The following is an 18771-nucleotide window of genomic DNA, read 5'->3' on the forward strand; positions in this document are numbered from 1 at the left end:
GCCCAGCTCACGGCCCCACGACCCGTACGGCGCCGGGCACGCACCGCGCCGTCAGCGGCAGCGGGCCGAGCGGCTCGCCGTCGGCGTACCCGGTGATCCCGTCCGCGGCGAGCTCGACCCGCGCCGCCCGCACCACGGTGACCTTGGGGTGGTCCACGTGCGTGCCCCGGTAGACGCTCGGGAACACCCTCAGCAGCGTCGCGCGGCTGCACTCCCCGACCACGGTGATGTCGAACAGCCCGTCGGTGAGGTCGGCGCCGGGGCAGATGCGCATGCCGCCGCCGTACGACGACCCGTTGCCGACGGCGACGAGCGTGGCCTCGATCTCCCGGACCTCGCCGCCGTCGAGCCGGATGCGGTAGGCAAGCGGCCGGAACGCGGCGAGTTCGGCGAGCATCGCCATGTCGTACTTGGCGCGGCCGGCGGGCCACCGCATCCGGTTGCCGCGGTCGTTCACGCGGGAGTCGAAGCCGGAGGCGAGGACCGTGCCGAACCACTGGTCGCCGGCCCGCCCGAGGTCGATGTCCCGCAGCCGTCCGCCCTTGAGGGCGTCGGCGATCAGGCGGCCCGCGGCGGCCGGGTCCCGCACCGGCAGGCCGAGGGCGCGGGCGAAGTCGTTGCCGGTGCCGACGGCGACCAGGCCGAGCGGGGTGCCGGTGCCCGCGACGGCCTGCAGGGCGAGGTTCGCCATGCCGTCGCCGCCGACGGATATCAGGGCGCCGGTGCCGCCCGCGACGGCGGCACGCGCGCGCGTGAGGGCGTCCCGGGCGTTCTCGCCGAGGACCGTGCGGACGGAGAAGCCGGCCGCCCGCAGCGCGGAAGCGGCCGGCTGCGCCGCGCGGGCGCCCCGGCCGCGGCCCGCGGTGGGGTTGACGAAGAGGGTGATCTCGCAGGTCACGGCCCGACCCTACGAGGTGCCGCCCGGACTTCAGGTCACGTCGTCATAACCGTTGACCCGGTCCGCTCCGGCCTGCTCGGGCAGCGCCCGCTGCGCGGTCACGGGCTCGACCTCGCCGATGTCCTCGGGGGTGAGGTCCAGCTCTGAGGCCTCGTCGTCGGCGGGCCCGAGGGCCTCGCGGCGGCGCCGGCGCCGGTCGTTGAGCAACGAGAAGGCGACCGCCGTGAAGTACAGGATCCAGATGGGCCCGGCGAGGGCCATCATGGTCAGCGGGTCCGTGCTCGGCGTCGCGATGGCCGCGAACAGCGTGATGCCCAGGATCATGCCCCGCCACCAGCCGAGCATCCGGCTGCCGCTCAGTGCCCCGGTGAGATTGAGCATGATCAGCAGCAGCGGCAGCTCGAAGGACAGGCCGAAGACGATCACCATGCGGGTGACGAGATCGAGCAGGTCGTCCAGCGGCAGCAGGTTGTCGACGCCGAACGGCGTGAACTCGATCAGGACCTTCGCGGTGGTGGGCAGCACCTTGTAGGCGAAGAAGGCGCCGCCGAGGAAGAGCGGGAAGCCCGTGGCCACGAACGCGTACGCGTACTTCTTCTCGTGCCCGTGCAGTCCGGGGGCGACGAAGGCCCACAGCTGGTAGAGCCAGACCGGGGCGGCCAGCACGACACCGGCCATCAGGGAGACCTTCAGCGCCAGCGTGAACGGCGTCAGCAGGCCGTTGATGGTGATCTGCGCGCACGGCGACGAGGACCGCGAGTTCGCCAGTTCCTCGAAGGACTCCTTGCAGCCCACCGACTTCAGGATCGGCTCGGTGAAGAAGTTGATGATGTCGTTGTAGAAGAAGGCGGCGGCGACGGTGACGACGACGATGGCCAGCAGCGCCTTCGCGAGCCGGTTGCGGAGCTCACGGAGGTGTTCCGCGAGGGGCATCCGCCCCTCGGGATCCTTCTCCTTCTTGCGGGCAGGCTTCAGCAACCCACGTTCCCATCTCGTGCGGGCGGGCCGGAGGTCACCGGCCCCGCGTCAGCGCTTGGTCGTGTCCGTCGGCTCGTTGACCGGGCGCGAGGTGGACACGTCGCCGGGGGCGGCCCGGATGACGCGCTGGGCCGGGGGCTGCTCGTCGCCGGCGGGCGGGTCGGCCGGGGCGGAGGACTTCTCCTCCTTCATGGCCTTGGCCTCGCTCTTCAGGATGCGCGCGGACTTGCCCAACGAACGCGCCATGTCCGGAAGCTTCTTCGCGCCGAACAGCAGGATGATGACGACGAGGATGAGAATGATCTCGGGAGCGCCGAGCCTTCCGAACATAAGTCTTTACCTTCTCACCGAGGCGGCTTGGGGTGGGTGCCGTCCGACCGGTCGGACGCCTGTCCGACAGATCGTGCTGCCAGCGATCGTAACGCTCAGGGGTGAACGTGGGGCAATCCCCGTGCGTCCCCTGTGCGTACTCCCGTCCGCGGCCGGGCCTCGTTCTCCGGTCCGCGATCAGAAGCCTACCTGCCGTCCCCGGCGGGCCGACAGGGCGAAGCGGTACGAAAGGTCCGGGCGCCGGCCTCACGGGCGGCGCGGCGCGCCCCTCACAGCGCGTCCACGGAACGGGCCGTACTCGCCGCGGCGTGCTCCAGGTCCTCGGCCGCCCTGCTGATACGGCGGGCGGAGTCGGACACCTGTCTGCTCAGACGCTCCGCCTCCACGAAGACACGCACGGCGAACACCGCCAGGACCACAAGCCCCAGAAAACCCAGAGCAACCGCGAACATCGGCCAGAACATGACGCCGAGCCTAGACCGTCCCGGCCGGTCGCCGTGCGCCCGCCCGGCGGACGGCTACAGCGTCGAGTGCAGCCGCAGGGTGCGCACGCCGCCGCCGGTGAGCAGCTCCACTATCCGCTCCCCCGCCGGCTTGCGGACCGCGGCGCCGCAGTCCGGGCAGGTGAAGGAGTAGAACGTGGTCCGGCTCGTGGCCCCGATGGTCAGGCGCAGGGCGCTCGCGGTCAGCTCGAAACGCCCGCGGCAGTCCGGGCAGCCCGCCCGGAACACCACGGGGGTCACGCTCGTCATCCCGGCGAACGCGGACGCCACCGTCATGCCCCGCACACCAGACGTCGCCGACTCGCTCACAGCACTCGCTCCTGCCTGTCGTCCTGCCCGTCCTCGGCCACGGGCACCGCCCGCGGCTGCTCCGCCTCGGTCCCGTCGTACGCCGCGAGGGCCTCGCGGGCCGCCCGCCGGGCGCTGTCGGCGAGCTCGGGCGGCGAGACGATCCGGCCGTCGCGGCCGAGCCGCAACGCCAGGCGCCGCAGCGACGCCGGGTCGGGGGTGCGCAGGCTGATGCGCAGCCCGCCGTCCGGCAGCTCGTCCGCGCTGTCGTGCGGGTAGTACTCCGCGACCCACCGGCCGCCCGGGCCGACCTCGACGACGACCTCCGGGTCCTCGGCGGCGGGCTGCACCAGCCCCTCCGACAGGTCCCGCAGCTCCACCTCGGGCGGCGCGGACGGCTCGTCCAGGATCTTGATCTCGGCGACCCGGTCGAGCCGGAAGGTGCGGCGCGCCTCGGAGCGGCGGCACCAGGCCTCGACGTAGGTGTGGCCGACGCTGACCAGGCGGATGGGGTCGATCTCGCGCTCGGTGACCTCGTCGCGGGCCGGTGAGTAGTAGCGGATCCACAGGCGGCGGCGCTCGGCGATGGCGCGGTCGACGTCGGCGAAGACGCCGCCCTCGGACTCGAAGGTGACCGACAGCCGGGAGCTGGCGCCCGCGGCCTCCCCCGCCGCGGCCTCCACCTTGGCCGTCGCCCGCAGCAGCGCCTGCCGGTCGCTCTCGCGCAGGCCGGGCAGGGTGGCGACGGCGCGGGCGGCGACGAGCAGCGCGGTGGCCTCGTCGGCGGCGAGCCTGAGCGGCTCGGCGGCCTCCGCCCCGAGGGCGGCGGGGTTGTGCCACCAGATGCGCTCGCCGTCGGTGTCGATGTCGAGCAGGTCGCCGCCGCGGAAACTGGTGCCGCACATGGGCAGTACGTCGAGGTCGGAGACCAGCTCGTCCTCGGTGATGCCGAAGGCGCGCGCGACGTCCTCGATGCGGGCGCCGGGGCGCTCGCGCAGATAGGTCACCAGGGAGAGCATCCGCCGGGTCTGGTCGATGGCGCTCGTGGGCCTGACCGGTTTGCCTGCCACTGTGTTGTCCGCTCCCCCTCAGCCCTTGGCGACGGCGCGCAGCCGGTCCACCACGTCGGCCCGCAGCTCGGCGGGCTCCAGGACCACCACGTCCGGCCCGAACTCCACCAGCCAGGCGTCCAGCCCGTGCCCGTACGGAATCTCCAACTCGTCCCAGCCGTCGCCCAGTTCCCGTACGGCGGTGGCTTTCGCCCGGAGGGGGTATCCGGCGTTGGTGCGCAGCCGGATGCGCGCGGAGCGGTCCGCGGTCTCGCCGGCCCAGCTCGCGACGGTTTCACGGACGGTGACGACGTCGGGGACCGGGACGGTGAACCGGCCGCCGCGCGAGCGCACCTTGCCGGTGATCCGGGACAGCCGGAAGACGCGCTCGGCGCCCCGGTCGCGGTCCCAGCCCGCCAGGTACCAGTGGCCGCGCCAGCACTCCAGCGCCCAGGGTTCGACGTGCCGCTGCTCGGGGTGCGCGGCGGTGGCCTTGCGGTAGTCGAAGACGACCGGGCGGCGGTCGCGGCAGGCCAGCATCAGCGGTTCGAAGGCGGCCTCGTGCACGGGGATGCGTGGCTCCAGCGCGCTGTGCGCCCCGTACGGGTCGACGTCCTCGGGGAGTCCGGCGGCGCGCAGTTTCTGCAGGGCGCCGCTGGCGGCGCCGGCGAGCCGGGCCTGCTGCCACACTTTGGCGGCGAGCCCGAGGGCGGCGGCCTCCTCCGCGTCGAGGGTGATGGGCGGCAGCCGGTTGCTGTCGCGGCGGGCCAGGTAGCCGATCTCGCCGTCGAGGCTCTCCACAGTCTCGATGACCAGGCCGAGTTCGCGCAGATCGTCCTTGTCGCGCTCGAACATCCGGTTGAAGGAGTCGTCACCGCCGGCTTCGAGGTAGGCCTCGATGGATTCGCGCAGCTCGCGCTTGCTGAGCGGCCGCCGCGTCCCGAGCAGACACAGCGCCAGGTTCATCAGCCGCTCGGCCTTGGCAATGGCCATCGACGCGCTTCGCCTCCCTATGGTGCTTACGAGCGATGACCGTACCGCTCCGCGGTGTCCTGACAAAAGCCGAGGACCCATGCCCGCACGGGCATGGGCCCCAGGTGAGCGGGTCCCGTCGGACGGCGGTCAGACTCCGAGGAGGTCGACCACGAAGATCAGGGTCTCGCCGGGCTTGATGGCCGGGGTCGGGCTCTGGTTGCCGTAGGCGAGGTGGGCGGGAATGGTCAGCTGGCGGCGGCCGCCGACCTTCATGCCCTGCACGCCCTGGTCCCAGCCCTTGATGACGCGTCCGGCGCCCAGCGGGAAGCGGAACGGGGTGCCGCGGTTCCAGCTGGCGTCGAACTCCTCGCCGGTGCTGAAGGCCACGCCCACGTAGTGGACCGTGACGGTCTGGCCGGCCTGCGCGACCGGGCCGTCACCCTCCCAGATGTCCTTGATCTCGAGGTCCGCCGGGGGCTCGCCGCCCGGGAAGTCGATCTCGGGCTTGTCGATGCTCACTTCATCTCTCCTTGTTGCGTGACCTGCGTCGCGGACAGTCTCACAGACTTCCGGGTCAGACGGTGCCGAGGATGTCGACCACGAAGACCAGGGTGTTCTTCGCCAGCTCGCTGCTGGGGCTGGCGCCGTAGCCGAGGGAGGGCGGGATCACCAGCAGGACCCGGTCGCCGACGTTCTTGCCGACGAGGCCCTTGTCCCAGCCCTGCACGACGGAGCCGGTGCCGATCTGGAAGGCGGTGGCGCCCCCGTGGTCCCAGGAGGAGTCGAACTTCTTGCCGTCCTCCCACTTGACGCCGGTGTACTGGGCGACGAGCCCCTGGCCGGCCTCGACCTTCTTGCCGTCGCCCTTGATCAGCACCTGCTGCTTGAGGTCCTTGGGGGCCTTGACGCCCTTGGGGACGGTGATGGTGGCCGCCTTCTGCGAGGGGGCCACCACCTTGGGCAGGCCCGCCTCGGAGGCGGCCTGCTCGCCCTTGACCTCGCCCTTGGCGTCGACGGCGGCGGCGCCGACCGGGTCGACCACCCAGATCAGCACGTCCTTGGCGGAGATGCCGGACTGCGGGTTGAGGTTCTGCCCGATCAGGTCGCCCGCGGTGCCCTGCACGAGGATGCGGCTGCCGGCCTTCTTGCCCTTCACGGCCTCCAGGACCTTGGCGGGCAGCTGCTGGCTCTGCTTGCCGACCTGCTCGACGGACTGCTGCTTGGGCGTCTTGCCGCCGGTCTGCGGCGCGGCCCAGGTGCCGCCCAGTTCCTGGTCGCCGCCCCACTTCTTGACGGTCCAGTCCAGCCGGACGAAGTCGGAGGCCTTGATCGCGGCTCCGCTGCCCTCCAGGACGGTCTCGGTCACCGTCTTCTGGGACGGCTTGCCGTCCTTGGGCACGGAGATCTCGGGCTTCTCCCCGGCCTTTCCCTTGACCTGGGCGACGCCTGCCGCCGCGTCGCCCTTGCTGTCGTCGTCCGAACCGCACGCGGCGGTGAACAACAGTGCGGGAACGGCGAGCAGCGCCACGGCGCGTCGTTTCATGGTGTAGTTCATCAGTCCAACTGGGCTCGGGAGTGGGGGGCAATGGCCGCCACTCTACGACCAAAGGACGCCCGGTGCCCGGAGGCGGTGAACACCTCCGGGCACCGGGCGTCCTTAGTGAGCCCGCGCCGAACCGGCCGTGGCCGTCACATACCGGCGATGAGCTTCTCCACCCGGTCGTCCACGGAACGGAACGGGTCCTTGCACAGCACCGTGCGCTGCGCCTGATCGTTCAGCTTCAGGTGCACCCAGTCGACCGTGAAGTCGCGGCGCTGTTCCTGGGCCCGCCGGATGAAGTCGCCGCGCAGCCGGGCCCGGGTGGTCTGCGGCGGGACGGACTTGCCCTCGAAGATCTTCAGGTCGTTGCAGATCCGGGCCGCCTGGCCCTTCTTCTCGAGCAGGTAGTACAGGCCACGGCGCCGGTGGATGTCGTGGTACGCGAGGTCTATCTGCGCGACCCGCGGGTGCGACATGGTCATGTTGTGCTTGGCGCGGTACCGCTCCAGGAGCTTGTACTTCATGACCCAGTCGATCTCGGTGCCGATGCGGTCGAAGTCCTCGGTCTCGATCGAGTCGAGGGTGCGGCCCCACAGCTCCAGGACCTGCTCCACGGTGCCGGTGCGGATGCCGCGCCGCTCGCAGAAGTCCACGGCCTTCTCGTAGTACTCCCGCTGCACCTCCAGGGCGGAGGCCTCGCGTCCGCTGGCCAGGCGGACCTTGCGGCGGCCGGTGATGTCGTGGCTGACCTCGCGGATCGCCCGGATCGGGTTCTCCAGGGTGAGGTCGCGCATCACGGTGCCCGCCTCGATCATGCGGAGCACCAGGTCGGTGGCGCCGACCTTGAGGAGCATGGTCGTCTCGGACATGTTCGAGTCGCCCACGATGACGTGCAGGCGGCGGTAGCGCTCGGCGTCGGCGTGCGGCTCGTCGCGCGTGTTGATGATCGGCCGGGAGCGGGTCGTCGCCGAGGAGACGCCCTCCCAGATGTGCTCGGCCCGCTGGCTGACGCAGTACACGGCCCCACGCGGGGTCTGCAGTACCTTGCCGGCGCCGCACAGGAGCTGCCTGGTCACCAGGAACGGGATGAGGATGTCGGCGAGCCGGGAGAACTCCCCGTGCCGGGCGACGAGGTAGTTCTCGTGGCACCCGTAGGAGTTTCCCGCGGAGTCGGTGTTGTTCTTGAAGAGGTAGACGTCGCCCGCGATTCCCTCCTCGTGCAGGCGTCGTTCCGCGTCCACCAGGAGTCCCTCGAGAATGCGTTCGCCGGCCTTGTCGTGGGTGACCAGCTCGGTCACGTTGTCACATTCGGGTGTGGCGTATTCCGGATGTGACCCCACGTCGAGATAGAGGCGGGCGCCGTTTCGCAGGAAGACATTGCTGCTGCGGCCCCATGACACGACACGGCGGAAGAGGTACCGCGCCACCTCGTCAGGCGACAGGCGGCGCTGTCCCCTGAACGTGCACGTGACGCCGTACTCGTTCTCCAGCCCGAAAATGCGGCGGTCCATGACTGAACATTACGCCCGATCCCCTGAGCTGAAACGGGGTTCGACGGCACGGTTTGGATCATTTTCCGAACCGGCGGCAACGACCGCTCCCCTGGCGGGAGCTGCGAGGACCCGTCCGGTGGCCGTCAGGACCAGCAGGGACACGCCGCCCGCGACGGCCGGTACGGCGAAGCCCCACAGGGCGCCGCCCGCCTCGACGACCGGTCCGGTCAGGCCCGTTCCGACGGACGCGCCGACGGTGAACGTCGTCACCAGCCAGGAGAACGCCTCGGTGACCGTGCCGCGCGGCGCGTGCCGGTCGACCAGCACGAACGCGCAGGCGATGGCCGGTGCGAGGAAGACACCGGCGACGACGGTGAGCAGCGTCATGGCGACAGGCCCCGGCATCAGCATCAGGGGCAGGTAACACACCGCCAGGAGGGCCACGATGACCCGCAGTCGGCGCGCGGGTTCACCGGCCCACTGCCGGGCGCCGTACACGGCGCCCCCGGCGAGCGCGCCCATGCCGATGGCCGCCATCAGCCAGCCGTACACGGCGTCGCCGCCGTGGTCGTCCGCGTAGGAGACGGCGGCCACGGTGATGGAGCCCAGTGCCACGCCGACGAACAGGAACGCCGCGAGCAGCGCCAGGAGGCCCGCCGAGCGCAGCGCGCCCAGCCAGTGCGCCTCGCGCGGCGCCGACCGCCAGGCGCGCGAAGGGCGCGAGGCGACCACGGAGAGCGCGCCGAGCACGCCGACGGCGTTCAGGACGAGGAGCCCGGCCTGCGCGGACCACAGGGCGGTGCACAGGGTCACCAGCAGCGGCCCGACGGTGAACATCACCTCCTGCGCGACGGCGTCCATGGCGTACGCCGTGTGCACCTGCTCCTCCTTGCGCAGCACGCTGGGCCACAGCGCCCGCAGCCCGCCTTCCAGGGGCGGTGTGAGGAGTCCGGCGGCGGCGACGGCGAAGTGGGCCAGGAGCAGCGGGTCGGTCCCGGCGAAGGCGAAGACGGCCATGGCCAGGGCCGAGCCGACCGCGGCGGGCAGTTGCACGCGCGGCTGCCCGTACAGGTCGACGAGCCGCCCGAGCAGGGGCTGGCCCACGGCGTTGGAGACGCCGTACACGGCCGCGAGGGCGCCCGCGAGGCTGTACGTGCCGCCCTCGGCGCGGACGAACAGCACGATGGCGATGGCCGCCGTCGCGTTGGGCAGCCGGCCCACGAGGGTGCCGACGAGCAGCCGCGTCGCGTGTTTCGTCCTGAGGATCTCCAGATAGCCCGTGGCCATGTCCGCCCTCCGTCCGCCCGTGACGCTTGCGGCCACCGACACGAGTTTTACGTATAACTAGCTCCGTCATACGTACCATGTGCGCAGTTCACGAGTCCAGACGAGGGAGCGGGACCCACGGTGGCACGAGGCAGCACACGCCCGACGAGCCGGGACGTCGCCCAGGCCGCCGGCGTCTCCCAGGCCGCGGTCTCCCTGGTGCTCGGCGACAAGTGGCGCGGGCGCGTCTCGGAGGCCACCGCGCAGCGCGTGCGCGACGCCGCGCGCGACCTGGGCTACCGCCCGAACCTCGCGGCCCGCAATCTGCGCCTGGGGCGCACCCGCACGGTCCTGCTGGTCGTCCCGGCGCTCACCACGGAGTTCTTCGCCGGTGTCTACATGGGTGCCGCGCGGGTCGCCGCCGAGCACGGCTTCGGCGTGGTGCTCTACCCCTCCCCCGAGGGCATCGGCCCGGCCCGCGACCCCTTCGCGTCGGCGCAGGCGGCCCTGGACGGCGTCATCGCGTCCTCGATGGCGGCGGACGCGCTGACCGCGATCCGGGGCGACCAACTGCCGCTGGTGATGCTGGACAGCGATCCGGCGGGCAGCCTCGGCGCGGCGACCGTGAACCTGGACATCGCGGACGGCGTGCGCCAGGTCGCCGAGCACCTGCTGGCGCTGGGCCACCGGAGCTTCCTGCACCTGGCGGCGGACGTGCCCTCCTGGACGTTCGAGGTACGCGCCCGGGAGCTGGCGGAACGGCTCGGCCGGGTGGCCGGCGCGGAGATCCGCACGGCCCCGGCCCCCATCTCGATCGACGGCGCCCGGTACGCCACGGAGGCCGCGCTGGCGGCCCCCGGCCCCCGTCCCACGGCGGTGGTCTGCGACGACGACAAACTGGCGGCGGGCGCCTACAAGGCGATCCGGCGCCTGGGACTCGCCGTCCCGTCCGACGTGTCCGTCACCGGCCTGGACGACCTCGCCCTGGCCACGGCGATCGACCCGGAGCTGACGACGGTCCGGCTGGACGCGGAGCTGTTCGGGGAGCGCGGCATGCGGGCCCTGCTGGCGGTCCTGGAGGGCCGCACGCCCGAGGCCGGCGACATCCCCGTCGAACTGGTCGTACGGGGCTCCACGGCCCCGCCGGCCCGTCGCTAGGGCGCGGCACGCACCCCGCGCCGCACACGCCGCGCGCCCCGGCCTGGCGAGGCCGGGGCGCGCACGCGGGCACGCGTGGTGACTACTCCTCGGAGTCGTCCTCCGTCGAGGACTGCGCCGTCGTGTCGCCGCTGCCCTCCGCGAGCAGCCGCGACAGCCGGGCGCCCGTGATCCGCCGGAACTTCCGCTTCTGCGGTCGCGTACGGTCCAGCACCGCCACCTCCAGCCGCTCCGCGGGAATCTCCCGCTCGCTGCCGTTGGTGTCGCGGGACAGGGACTGCACCGCCAGCCGCAGCGCCTCCGCCAGCGTCATGCCGTCCCGGTGGCGCTGGTCCAGGTAGCTGCTGATCGTCTCGGCGTTGCCGCCGACCGCCACCGAGCCGTGCTCGTCGACGATCGAGCCGTCGTGCGGCAGCCGGTAGATCTGGTCGGCCTCGGGCGTCTCGCCCACCTCCGCGACGACCAGCTCCACCTCGTACGGCTTCTCGCCGACGCTGGAGAAGATCGTGCCCAGCGTCTGGGCGTACACGTTGGCCAGGCCGCGGGCGGTCACGTCGCCCCGGTCGTAGGTGTAGCCGCGCAGGTCGGCGTAGCGGACACCGCCGATGCGGAGGTTCTCGTACTCGTTGTACTTGCCGGCGGCGGCGAAGCCGATCCGGTCGTAGATCTCGCTGAACTTGTGCAGCGCGCGGGACGGGTTCTCGCCGACGAACACGATGCCGTCGGCGTACTGCAGCACGACCAGGCTGCGGCCACGGGCGATGCCCTTGCGGGCGTACTCCGCCCGGTCGGCCATGGCCTGCTGGGGTGAGACATAGAACGGCGTCGACACCGGTTATCCGTCCCTTTCTGTCGAAGTCACTGGATCACCTGATCAAAAGCTCACGCGTCCGCGCTCAGAGCAGCGCGGCCCGCGGACCGTCGGGCTGCTCGAGACGCCGCTGGAGCACGGAGCGGGCGATCTCGGAGGACTCGTCCTCGGTGAGCCGACGGAAGCCGTCGTCGGTGATCACGGTGACGATGGGGTAGATCCGGCGGGCGACATCGGGACCGCCGGTCGCCGAGTCGTCGTCTGCCGCGTCGTACAGCGCCTGGACCACGAGCGTCGTGGCCTCGGACTCGTCCAGGTCGTCGCGGTAGAGCTTCTTCATGGCGCCGCGCGCGAAGATCGAGCCGGAGCCCGTGGCCGCGAAGCCGTGCTCCTCGGAACGGCCGCCGGTGACGTCGTAGGAGAAGATGCGGCCCTTGCCGCGGTCCACGTCGTACCCCGCGAAGAGCGGCACCACGGCCAGGCCCTGCATGGCCATGCCGAGGTTGGAACGGATCATGGTCGACAGCCGGTTCGCCTTGCCCTCCAGCGACAGCTGCGCGCCCTCGACCTTCTCGAAGTGCTCCAGCTCCAGCTGGAACAGCTTGACCATCTCCACGGCGAGTCCAGCCGTACCGGCGATGCCCACCGCCGAGTACTCGTCCGCCGGGAAGACCTTCTCGATGTCCCGCTGCGCGATGACGTTGCCCATGGTGGCCCGCCGGTCACCGGCGAGCACGACGCCGCCGGGGAACGTGACGGCGACGATCGTGGTGCCGTGCGGCGCCTCGATCGCGCCCTGGACGGGCGGCAACTTCCTGTTGCCCGGCAGCAGTTCGGGCTGGTGCTCGGACAGGAAGTCCACGAAGGACGAAGATCCCGGCGTCAGGAAGGCAGCTGGTAGACGCCCGGTGCTACGAGTGTTGGCTTCCACGCGATTCCTTCCACGTATGCAACAGCCCGCCCTCTGGCGTCGGGCCGAGCCTGGAGAACTCCCCGGCACGGTGTCCCGGCCGGGGCCTGGTATGCCACGGACCCTACCCGCCCGACGGCGGTGATCCACATGCCCGGCGGAATCGAAGAAACACGTCCCGGTCCGGGCACGAAACGCATGCTGCGCGCGGCACGGCCCCGGCCGCACCGCACGCAGCACTCACGCTCGCTCGTCAGCCCGTGAGGGCCTACTGGCCGCCCTTCTGGACGAAGGACCGCACGAAGTCCTCGGCGTTCTCCTCGAGGACGTCGTCGATCTCGTCCAGCACGGAGTCCACGTCGTCCGAAAGCTTCTCCTGGCGCTCCTTGAGGTCCTCGGTGGCCTGCGCGTCCTGCGCCTGCTCCTCGGTCTCCTCGGTGGAGCGCGTCGCCTTCTGCTGGCCGCCGCCGGTGTCCTTGGTCGCCATAACCCTCACCCCGCTCGGTTCGACGTTCTTGATCAGACCCTACAAGCAGGGTCCGACATCGGCCCCGCAGTTCTTCCAACGTACGGGGCCCACCTCCTTGATTCCCTGGCGCGGGGGTTTTCCACCCCGCGCCGGCAGATCGGCCCCGCGCACCGCGCTCAGTGGCCCGACAGGACTCTGACCAGGTCCTCCGCGGTGCGGCAGCGGTCCAGGAGCTCCTTGACGTGATTACGCGTTCCGCGAAGCGGTTCCAGGGTTGGGACCCGTTGCAGCGAGTCCCGCCCCGGCAGATCGAAGATCACCGAGTCCCAGGAGGCCGCCGCGACGTCGTCCGCGTACTGCTCCAGGCACCGCCCGCGGAAGTACGCGCGGGTGTCCTCAGGCGGCTTCGTGCGGGCCCGCTCGACCTCGGCCTCGTCCAGGAGGCGCTTGATGCGCCCGCGGGCCGCCAGGCGGTTGTAGAGGCCCTTGTCGGGCCGTACGTCGGCATACTGGAGGTCGACCAGGTGCAGCCGGGCGGCGTCCCAGTCCAGGTCGTCGCGGCGCCGGTAGCCCTCCATGAGCTCCCGCTTGGCGACCCAGTCCAGCTCGCCCGCCAGGCTCATCGGGTCGTGCTCCAGCCGGTTGAGCGTGTCCTCCCAGCGGCCCAGGATGTCCTTGGTCTGGTCGTCCGCGTCGGCGCCGTAACGCTCCTCCACGTACTTGCGGGCCAGCTCGTAGTACTCCATCTGGAGCTGCACCGCGGTGAGTGTCCGGCCGCTGCGCAGCGTGACCAGCCGCTTCAGGGTCGGGTCGTGGGAGACCTGGTGGAGCGTGCGTACGGGCTGGTCGACGGCCAGGTCGACGGCGATGAAGCCGTCCTCGATCATGGACAGCACCAGGGCCGTCGTGCCCAGCTTGAGGTACGTCGAGATCTCCGACAGGTTGGCGTCGCCGATGATCACGTGCAGCCGGCGGTACTTCTCGGCGTCGGCGTGCGGCTCGTCGCGCGTGTTGATGATCGGGCGCTTGAGGGTGGTCTCCAGGCCCACCTCGACCTCGAAGTAGTCCGCGCGCTGGCTGAGCTGGAAGCCGTGCTCGTGGCCGTCCTGGCCGATGCCGACGCGGCCCGCCCCGGCGAAGACCTGGCGGGAGACGAAGAAGGGCGTCAGGTGGCGCACGATGTCCGAGAACGGGGTCTCCCGCTTCATCAGGTAGTTCTCGTGCGTGCCGTAGGAGGCGCCCTTGTTGTCGGTGTTGTTCTTGTACAGGTGGATCGGCTGGGCGCCGGGCAGCTGGGCCGCCCGTTCGGCGGCCTCCGCCATGATGCGCTCGCCGGCCTTGTCCCACAGGACCGCGTCCCGGGGATTGGTGACCTCCGGCGCGCTGTACTCCGGGTGGGCGTGGTCCACGTAGAGCCGTGCGCCGTTGGTGAGGATGACGTTGGCCAGGCCGATGTCCTCGTCGGTGAGCTGGCTGGAGTCGGCGGCCTCGCGGGCGAGGTCGAAGCCCCGCGCGTCGCGCAGCGGATTCTCCTCCTCGAAGTCCCAGCGGGCCCGGCGGGCCCGGTGCATCGCCGCCGCGTAGGCGTTGACGATCTGGGACGAGGTGAGCATGGCATTGGCGTTGGGGTGGCCGGGGACGGAGATCCCGTACTCCGTCTCGATGCCCATTACTCGCCGTACGGTCATGCGGCCCTCCTTGCCCGGCGGCGCCCTCGGTCGTGGACGCCGCTCAAGTACCGCTGGCGCTCGGTTGCGTGTGCGGTGCCCGTCCCCGCACTGCGCGACTCGGCGGTACGAAAGAGCCTAGAACGCCTCTGCGCCGGCGGGGAGATCATTTGCGTCATTGCCTGCTCCAGCCGTGGCCCGTGGCCAGAAAAAACAGTGGGCTGCGGGTACCCGGTGAGGGCACCCGCAGCCACCCTGCTCGTTACAGGTACTGCCCGGTGTTCGCCACCGTGTCGATGGAGCGTCCGGTGTCCGCGCCCTGCTTTCCGGTGATGAGGGTGCGGATGTAGACGATCCGCTCGCCCTTCTTTCCGGAGATCCGGGCCCAGTCGTCCGGGTTCGTGGTGTTGGGCAGGTCCTCGTTCTCCTTGAATTCGTCCACGCAGGCCTGGAGCAGGTGGGAGACCCGCAGACCCTTCTGGTCGTGCTCGAGGAAGTCCTTGATCGCCATCTTCTTGGCGCGGCCCACGATGTTCTCGATCATGGCGCCGGAATTGAAGTCCTTGAAGTAGAGGACTTCCTTGTCGCCATTGGCGTAGGTGACCTCGAGGAAGCGGTTCTCCTCCGTTTCGGCGTACATGTGTTCCACGGCCGTCTGGATCATGGCCTGGACGCAGGCGCCCTTGTCGCCGCCGTGCTCGCGCAGGTCCTCCGCGTGCAGCGGGAGGCGCTCGGTGAGGTACTTGCCGAAGATGTCCTTGGCCGCCTCGGCGTCCGGACGCTCGATCTTGATCTTCACGTCGAGCCGGCCGGGCCGCAGGATGGCCGGGTCGATCATGTCCTCACGGTTGGAGGCACCGATCACGACCACGTTCTGCAGGCCCTCGACACCGTCGATCTCGGCGAGCAGCTGCGGGACGATGGTGTTCTCCACGTCCGAGCTGACACCGGAGCCACGGGTGCGGAAGAGCGACTCCATCTCGTCGAAGAAGACGATGACGGGCGTGCCCTCGCTCGCCTTCTCCCGGGCCCGCTGGAAGACCAGGCGGATCTGCCGCTCGGTCTCACCGACGTACTTGTTCAGCAGCTCGGGGCCCTTGATGTTCAGGAAGAAGCTCTTGCCGGCCGCCTTGCCGGTCACCTCGGCGACCTTCTTGGCCAGCGAGTTGGCCACCGCCTTGGCGATCAGGGTCTTTCCGCAGCCGGGCGGGCCGTAGAGCAGGACGCCCTTCGGCGGGCGCAGTTCGTGCTCCTTGAACAGGTCCGGGTAGAGGTACGGGAGCTCGACCGCGTCGCGGATGGCCTCGATCTGGCCACCCAGACCGCCGATCTGCTCGTAGCCGATGTCGGGGACCTCTTCGAGGACGAGTTCCTCGACCTCGCTCTTGGGGACGACCTCGTAGACATAGCCGGAGCGGGGTTCGAGCAGCAGGGCGTCTCCGGCGCGGATGGTGACGTCCATCAGCGGCTCGGCGAGCCGTACCACCCGCTCCTCGTCCGTGTGACCGAGCACCAGGGCGCGCTCGCCGTCCTCGAGGATCTCCTTCAGGGTGACGATCTCACCCACGCGCTCGAACTCCATGGCGTCGACCACGTTGAGCGCTTCGTTCAGCATGACTTCCTGGCCGCGCCGGAGCTCCTCGAGCTCGACGCTCGGGCTGACGTTCACCCGTAGCTTGCGGCCGCCGGTGAAAATGTCCGCGGTGCCGTCCTCGTTCGCCTGCAGGAAGACACCGAAGCCGGCCGGCGGCTGTGCGAGCCGGTCGACCTCCTCCTTGAGGGCCACGATCTGGTCGCGGGCCTCACGGAGCGTGTTGGCGAGCCGCTCGTTCTGTGCGGACACGCCGGCCAGATTGGTCTGCAGCTCGACGATCCGCTCTTCGAGAATTCTCGTGTGTCGCGGAGAGTCGGCGAGCTTACGTCGCAGGACGGCGATCTCCTGCTCAAGGTAGGCGATCTGCCCGGCCGGGTCGTCGGACCCGCGTCCCGGGCGGATGCCGCGGTTCATGTCGTCGTCGTGGGCTGCCACGGTCCTCACCTCCTCCAAGGGGAGCTGGACGCTTCCAGACCCTACCTGGGCCGGTGTCGATTGAAACCCCTAGATCACAAAGACGGTCGAGGTGTGTCCGATCTTCACCCTTGCGCTCTCCCTCACGGAGGGGAGATACCCACCGAACGTGAAGGGAAAGCAACCAGAGGTAGGGTCGAGACGTTCAACACCCGTCAGAGCTGGCCGGATTCCCGCCCGGTTCGGCGTTGAAACGGCAGGAGAGATGAACGTGCAGCAGGAGGCCGGGGCCGACGGCGAGGACCTGGAGGTCTGGATCGACCAGGATCTGTGCACCGGCGACGGGATCTGCGTCCAGTACGCGCCCGAGGTGTTCGAGCTGGACATCGACGGTCTGGCCTACGTGAAGAACGCCGGGGACGAGCTGCTGCAGGACAAGGGCGCGACAACGCCCGTGCCGCTGCCGCTTCTCACGGAGGTCGCCGACTCGGCGAAGGAATGTCCGGGCGAGTGCATCCACGTGCGTCGCGTTTCGGACAAGGTCGAGATCTTCGGGCCGGACGCGGCGTGATCCGTCCGGTACGCACTGTCACCGCTGTCTGGTTTCTCACACGCCGACCGAGGTGAACGGGTCAGACGCTGCGGGCGCCCGCGGGCGTGGAGCGGACGAACGCGCCGTCCTTCCACTGCCACTTCACCGCGTCCTTCAGGTCCGGGCAGCAACTGGGCACGTCGGACGAGGAGTAGCCGAGGAGTGTGGCCCGTACGGCGCCGTCCCGCACGGCGAGGTGTGACACGGTCTGGCGGTCCTTGGGGTCGACGAGGGTGGCGACCACGCGCGGTTCGGCGGTACCGGAGCCGCGGGTGAGGACGTACAGGCCGTCGGGCGGGGTGCCCATCGGGGCGTCGCAGTGGACCGCGGCCACCGTCTCGGGTGTGCCGTCGCCGTCGAGGTCGCCGGACGCCTTGTGCACCACCACCGCCTTCACCGCTCCGCACTCGAGCGGGAACTCGAGGTCCGCCGGGTCGGGCGGGACGACGTTCGCCGGGGCGGTCTTCGGCTCCGGGGCGGCGGCCTGGGCCGCAGTGGCGGGGCCGGGCTGCGCGACGGAGGACAGGGCCACCACGCCGGCCACGGCCGTGGCGGTGGCGAGCCAGTGGATGGGGCGGGTGTGGGTGTGGGCGAGCTCCGGGACGGCGGATTGCTGCACTAGGAGTCTCTCCTGCGAGGGCGGTGCCGGTGGGGGTGGCCTGCATGGTGCCACACGTCACACCACGGGGGAACGGCGGGGTGCGGTGCGACATCGTGTCCGCCGTGACCGTCTCTGGTGGCGTGTCACCTGCCGGACCAACGAGAAGGCGCCGTGGCGGAGTTCCCGGCTGTCCCCGGGAACTGGGCCACGGCGCCGCGTCGTTGTGCGCGACAGCCGTTGTACGCGGCAGGGGGCCGCCTCAGCGGCCGGCGCCTCCGTCGGCGTTGGGGCCGGCGTAGTCCTCGCCGTAGGCACCCTTGGCGGGGCGGCGGCGGCGCATGGGCGGCTCGACGCCGTCGGCGAGGCGGCGGGCGGTGAGCAGGAAGCCGGTGTGGCCGATCATCCGGTGGTCCGGGCGGACGGCGAGGCCCTCGATGTGCCAGTTGCGGATCATCGACTCCCAGGCGGTCGGCTCGTTGAAGCTGCCGATCTCGCGGATGGACTCGACCGTCCGCGCCAGCTGGGTGGTGGTGGCGACGTAGCAGCACAGGATGCCGCCGGGGACCAGGGCCTTGGAGACGGCCTCCAGGCACTCCCAGGGGGCGAGCATGTCGAGGATGACGCGGTCGACGTCGGTGTCGGACAGGTTGTCCTGGAGGTCGCCGACGGTGAGCTGCCAGGCGGGGTGCGGGCCGCCGAAGTAGCGCTCCACGTTCTGCTGGGCGATCTCGGCGAAGTCCTCGCGGCGCTCGTAGCTGTGCAGCATGCCCTGGTCGCCGATGGCGCGGAGCAGGAAGCTGCTGAGCGAGCCGGAGCCGACGCCGGCCTCCACGACACGCGCACCGGGGAAGATGTCGGCGAAGGCGAGGATCTGCCCCGCGTCCTTCGGGTACACGACGGCTGCCCCGCGGGGCATGGACAGGACGTAGTCGGGGAGCAGGGGGCGCAGCGCGAGGTAGGCGACGTTCCCGGTGGTGCGGACAACGCTGCCCTCGGGAGCGCCGATCAGTTCGTCGTGGGGGAAGGAACCCTTGTGGGTGTGGAAGTTCTTCCCGGCCTCGAGCGTGAACGTGTAGTGGCGGCCCTTGGGGTCGGTCAGCTGAACCTGGTCCCCGACCTTGAAGGGCCCGCGCCTGCGGGCGGCACCGGTCGGTTCGGACATGTGACCAGCCTACCGGCGTTCGGAGAGGCCGCCGACCACCGGGAGCGGCGGGCACGGGGAGCGCGCCGAGCAC

Annotated in this window: 20 protein-coding genes; 2 read left to right on the forward strand and 18 right to left on the reverse strand. The window is 70.8% G+C overall.

Annotation, left to right across the window (positions count from 1 at the left end; all coding sequences use genetic code 11):
• Nucleotides 1–7: 7 nt before the first annotated feature.
• The 11 genes from AB0M97_RS22120 to AB0M97_RS22170 all read right to left on the reverse strand — a co-directional run bounded on the left by AB0M97_RS22120 (nucleotide 8) and on the right by AB0M97_RS22170 (nucleotide 9341).
• Nucleotides 8–898, reverse strand: a complete 891-nt coding sequence (locus tag AB0M97_RS22120) for a diacylglycerol kinase (protein WP_365962651.1) — start codon at nucleotides 896–898, stop codon at nucleotides 8–10.
• Nucleotides 899–928: 30 nt separating this feature from the next.
• Nucleotides 929–1876: a twin-arginine translocase subunit TatC gene (gene tatC, locus AB0M97_RS22125; RefSeq protein ID WP_365962652.1), complete on the reverse strand. Its 948-nt coding sequence runs from the start codon at nucleotides 1874–1876 to the stop codon at nucleotides 929–931.
• A 48-nt stretch (nucleotides 1877–1924) separates the two neighbouring features.
• Entirely contained in the window at nucleotides 1925–2206 is a 282-nt protein-coding gene (tatA, locus tag AB0M97_RS22130) for a Sec-independent protein translocase subunit TatA (protein ID WP_365962653.1), read from the reverse strand.
• 269 nt (nucleotides 2207–2475) lie between these two features.
• The gene (locus AB0M97_RS22135; protein ID WP_365962654.1) at nucleotides 2476–2670 is read right to left on the reverse strand and encodes a hypothetical protein; all 195 of its coding nucleotides are present in this window, start codon (nucleotides 2668–2670) and stop codon (nucleotides 2476–2478) included.
• Nucleotides 2671–2724: 54 nt separating this feature from the next.
• A complete protein-coding gene (locus AB0M97_RS22140) occupies nucleotides 2725–3018 on the reverse strand; it encodes a hypothetical protein (RefSeq protein ID WP_365962655.1) in 294 nt (97 codons plus the stop codon).
• Nucleotides 3015–4067 carry a WYL domain-containing protein gene (locus tag AB0M97_RS22145; RefSeq protein ID WP_365962656.1) on the reverse strand — a complete coding sequence of 351 codons (1053 nt, stop codon included), beginning with the start codon at nucleotides 4065–4067 and terminating at the stop codon, nucleotides 3015–3017. Before AB0M97_RS22145 ends, AB0M97_RS22140 begins: the two co-directional genes overlap by 4 nt.
• An 18-nt stretch (nucleotides 4068–4085) precedes the next feature.
• Nucleotides 4086–5039 carry a WYL domain-containing protein gene (locus AB0M97_RS22150; protein WP_365962657.1) on the reverse strand — a complete coding sequence of 318 codons (954 nt, stop codon included), beginning with the start codon at nucleotides 5037–5039 and terminating at the stop codon, nucleotides 4086–4088.
• A gap of 129 nt (nucleotides 5040–5168) precedes the next feature.
• Nucleotides 5169–5540 (reverse strand): FKBP-type peptidyl-prolyl cis-trans isomerase, encoded by a 372-nt coding sequence (locus AB0M97_RS22155; protein ID WP_004002537.1) that lies wholly within the window; start codon nucleotides 5538–5540, stop codon nucleotides 5169–5171.
• A 55-nt stretch (nucleotides 5541–5595) separates the two neighbouring features.
• On the reverse strand, nucleotides 5596–6576 hold the full coding sequence (locus AB0M97_RS22160) for an FKBP-type peptidyl-prolyl cis-trans isomerase (RefSeq protein WP_365962658.1): 981 nt from the start codon (nucleotides 6574–6576) through the stop codon (nucleotides 5596–5598).
• 134 nt (nucleotides 6577–6710) lie between these two features.
• Nucleotides 6711–8072 (reverse strand): Pup--protein ligase, encoded by a 1362-nt coding sequence (pafA, locus tag AB0M97_RS22165; protein ID WP_365962659.1) that lies wholly within the window; start codon nucleotides 8070–8072, stop codon nucleotides 6711–6713.
• A gap of 9 nt (nucleotides 8073–8081) precedes the next feature.
• On the reverse strand, nucleotides 8082–9341 hold the full coding sequence (locus tag AB0M97_RS22170; protein WP_365962660.1) for an MFS transporter: 1260 nt from the start codon (nucleotides 9339–9341) through the stop codon (nucleotides 8082–8084).
• A 120-nt stretch (nucleotides 9342–9461) separates the two neighbouring features.
• On the opposite strand from AB0M97_RS22170, the gene AB0M97_RS22175 reads away from it, so the two are divergent.
• Complete coding sequence (locus tag AB0M97_RS22175) at nucleotides 9462–10478, forward strand: LacI family DNA-binding transcriptional regulator (protein WP_365962662.1); 1017 nt, start codon at nucleotides 9462–9464, stop codon at nucleotides 10476–10478.
• Nucleotides 10479–10560: 82 nt separating this feature from the next.
• Here AB0M97_RS22175 and prcA read toward each other — a convergent pair whose 3' ends face one another.
• The 5 genes from prcA to arc all read right to left on the reverse strand — a co-directional run bounded on the left by prcA (nucleotide 10561) and on the right by arc (nucleotide 16364).
• Nucleotides 10561–11310, reverse strand: a complete 750-nt coding sequence (gene prcA, locus AB0M97_RS22180) for a proteasome subunit alpha (RefSeq protein ID WP_365962663.1) — start codon at nucleotides 11308–11310, stop codon at nucleotides 10561–10563.
• 64 nt (nucleotides 11311–11374) lie between these two features.
• Complete coding sequence (gene prcB / locus AB0M97_RS22185; protein ID WP_365962664.1) at nucleotides 11375–12220, reverse strand: proteasome subunit beta; 846 nt, start codon at nucleotides 12218–12220, stop codon at nucleotides 11375–11377.
• A gap of 247 nt (nucleotides 12221–12467) precedes the next feature.
• A complete protein-coding gene (locus AB0M97_RS22190) occupies nucleotides 12468–12686 on the reverse strand; it encodes a ubiquitin-like protein Pup (protein WP_365962665.1) in 219 nt (72 codons plus the stop codon).
• Nucleotides 12687–12844: 158 nt separating this feature from the next.
• Nucleotides 12845–14356 (reverse strand): depupylase/deamidase Dop, encoded by a 1512-nt coding sequence (gene dop / locus AB0M97_RS22195; RefSeq protein ID WP_365962666.1) that lies wholly within the window; start codon nucleotides 14354–14356, stop codon nucleotides 12845–12847.
• 241 nt (nucleotides 14357–14597) lie between these two features.
• Nucleotides 14598–16364, reverse strand: coding sequence for a proteasome ATPase (arc, locus tag AB0M97_RS22200; RefSeq protein ID WP_365962668.1), 1767 nt, complete (start codon nucleotides 16362–16364; stop codon nucleotides 14598–14600).
• Between the two features lie 244 nt (nucleotides 16365–16608).
• Between arc and AB0M97_RS22205 the strand changes: the two genes are divergently transcribed.
• A complete protein-coding gene (locus tag AB0M97_RS22205) occupies nucleotides 16609–16914 on the forward strand; it encodes a ferredoxin (RefSeq protein WP_365962669.1) in 306 nt (101 codons plus the stop codon).
• A 61-nt stretch (nucleotides 16915–16975) separates the two neighbouring features.
• On the opposite strand, the gene AB0M97_RS22210 is transcribed toward AB0M97_RS22205, so the two are convergent.
• Together AB0M97_RS22210 and AB0M97_RS22215 are read right to left on the reverse strand one after the other, a co-directional pair.
• Nucleotides 16976–17554 (reverse strand): hypothetical protein, encoded by a 579-nt coding sequence (locus AB0M97_RS22210; protein WP_365962670.1) that lies wholly within the window; start codon nucleotides 17552–17554, stop codon nucleotides 16976–16978.
• A gap of 241 nt (nucleotides 17555–17795) precedes the next feature.
• Nucleotides 17796–18698, reverse strand: a complete 903-nt coding sequence (locus AB0M97_RS22215) for a tRNA (adenine-N1)-methyltransferase (RefSeq protein WP_365962672.1) — start codon at nucleotides 18696–18698, stop codon at nucleotides 17796–17798.
• Nucleotides 18699–18771 lie beyond the last annotated feature (73 nt).

The sequence above is a fragment of the Streptomyces sp. NPDC051207 genome (assembly GCF_040682395.1).
GTDB lineage: Bacteria > Actinomycetota > Actinomycetes > Streptomycetales > Streptomycetaceae > Streptomyces.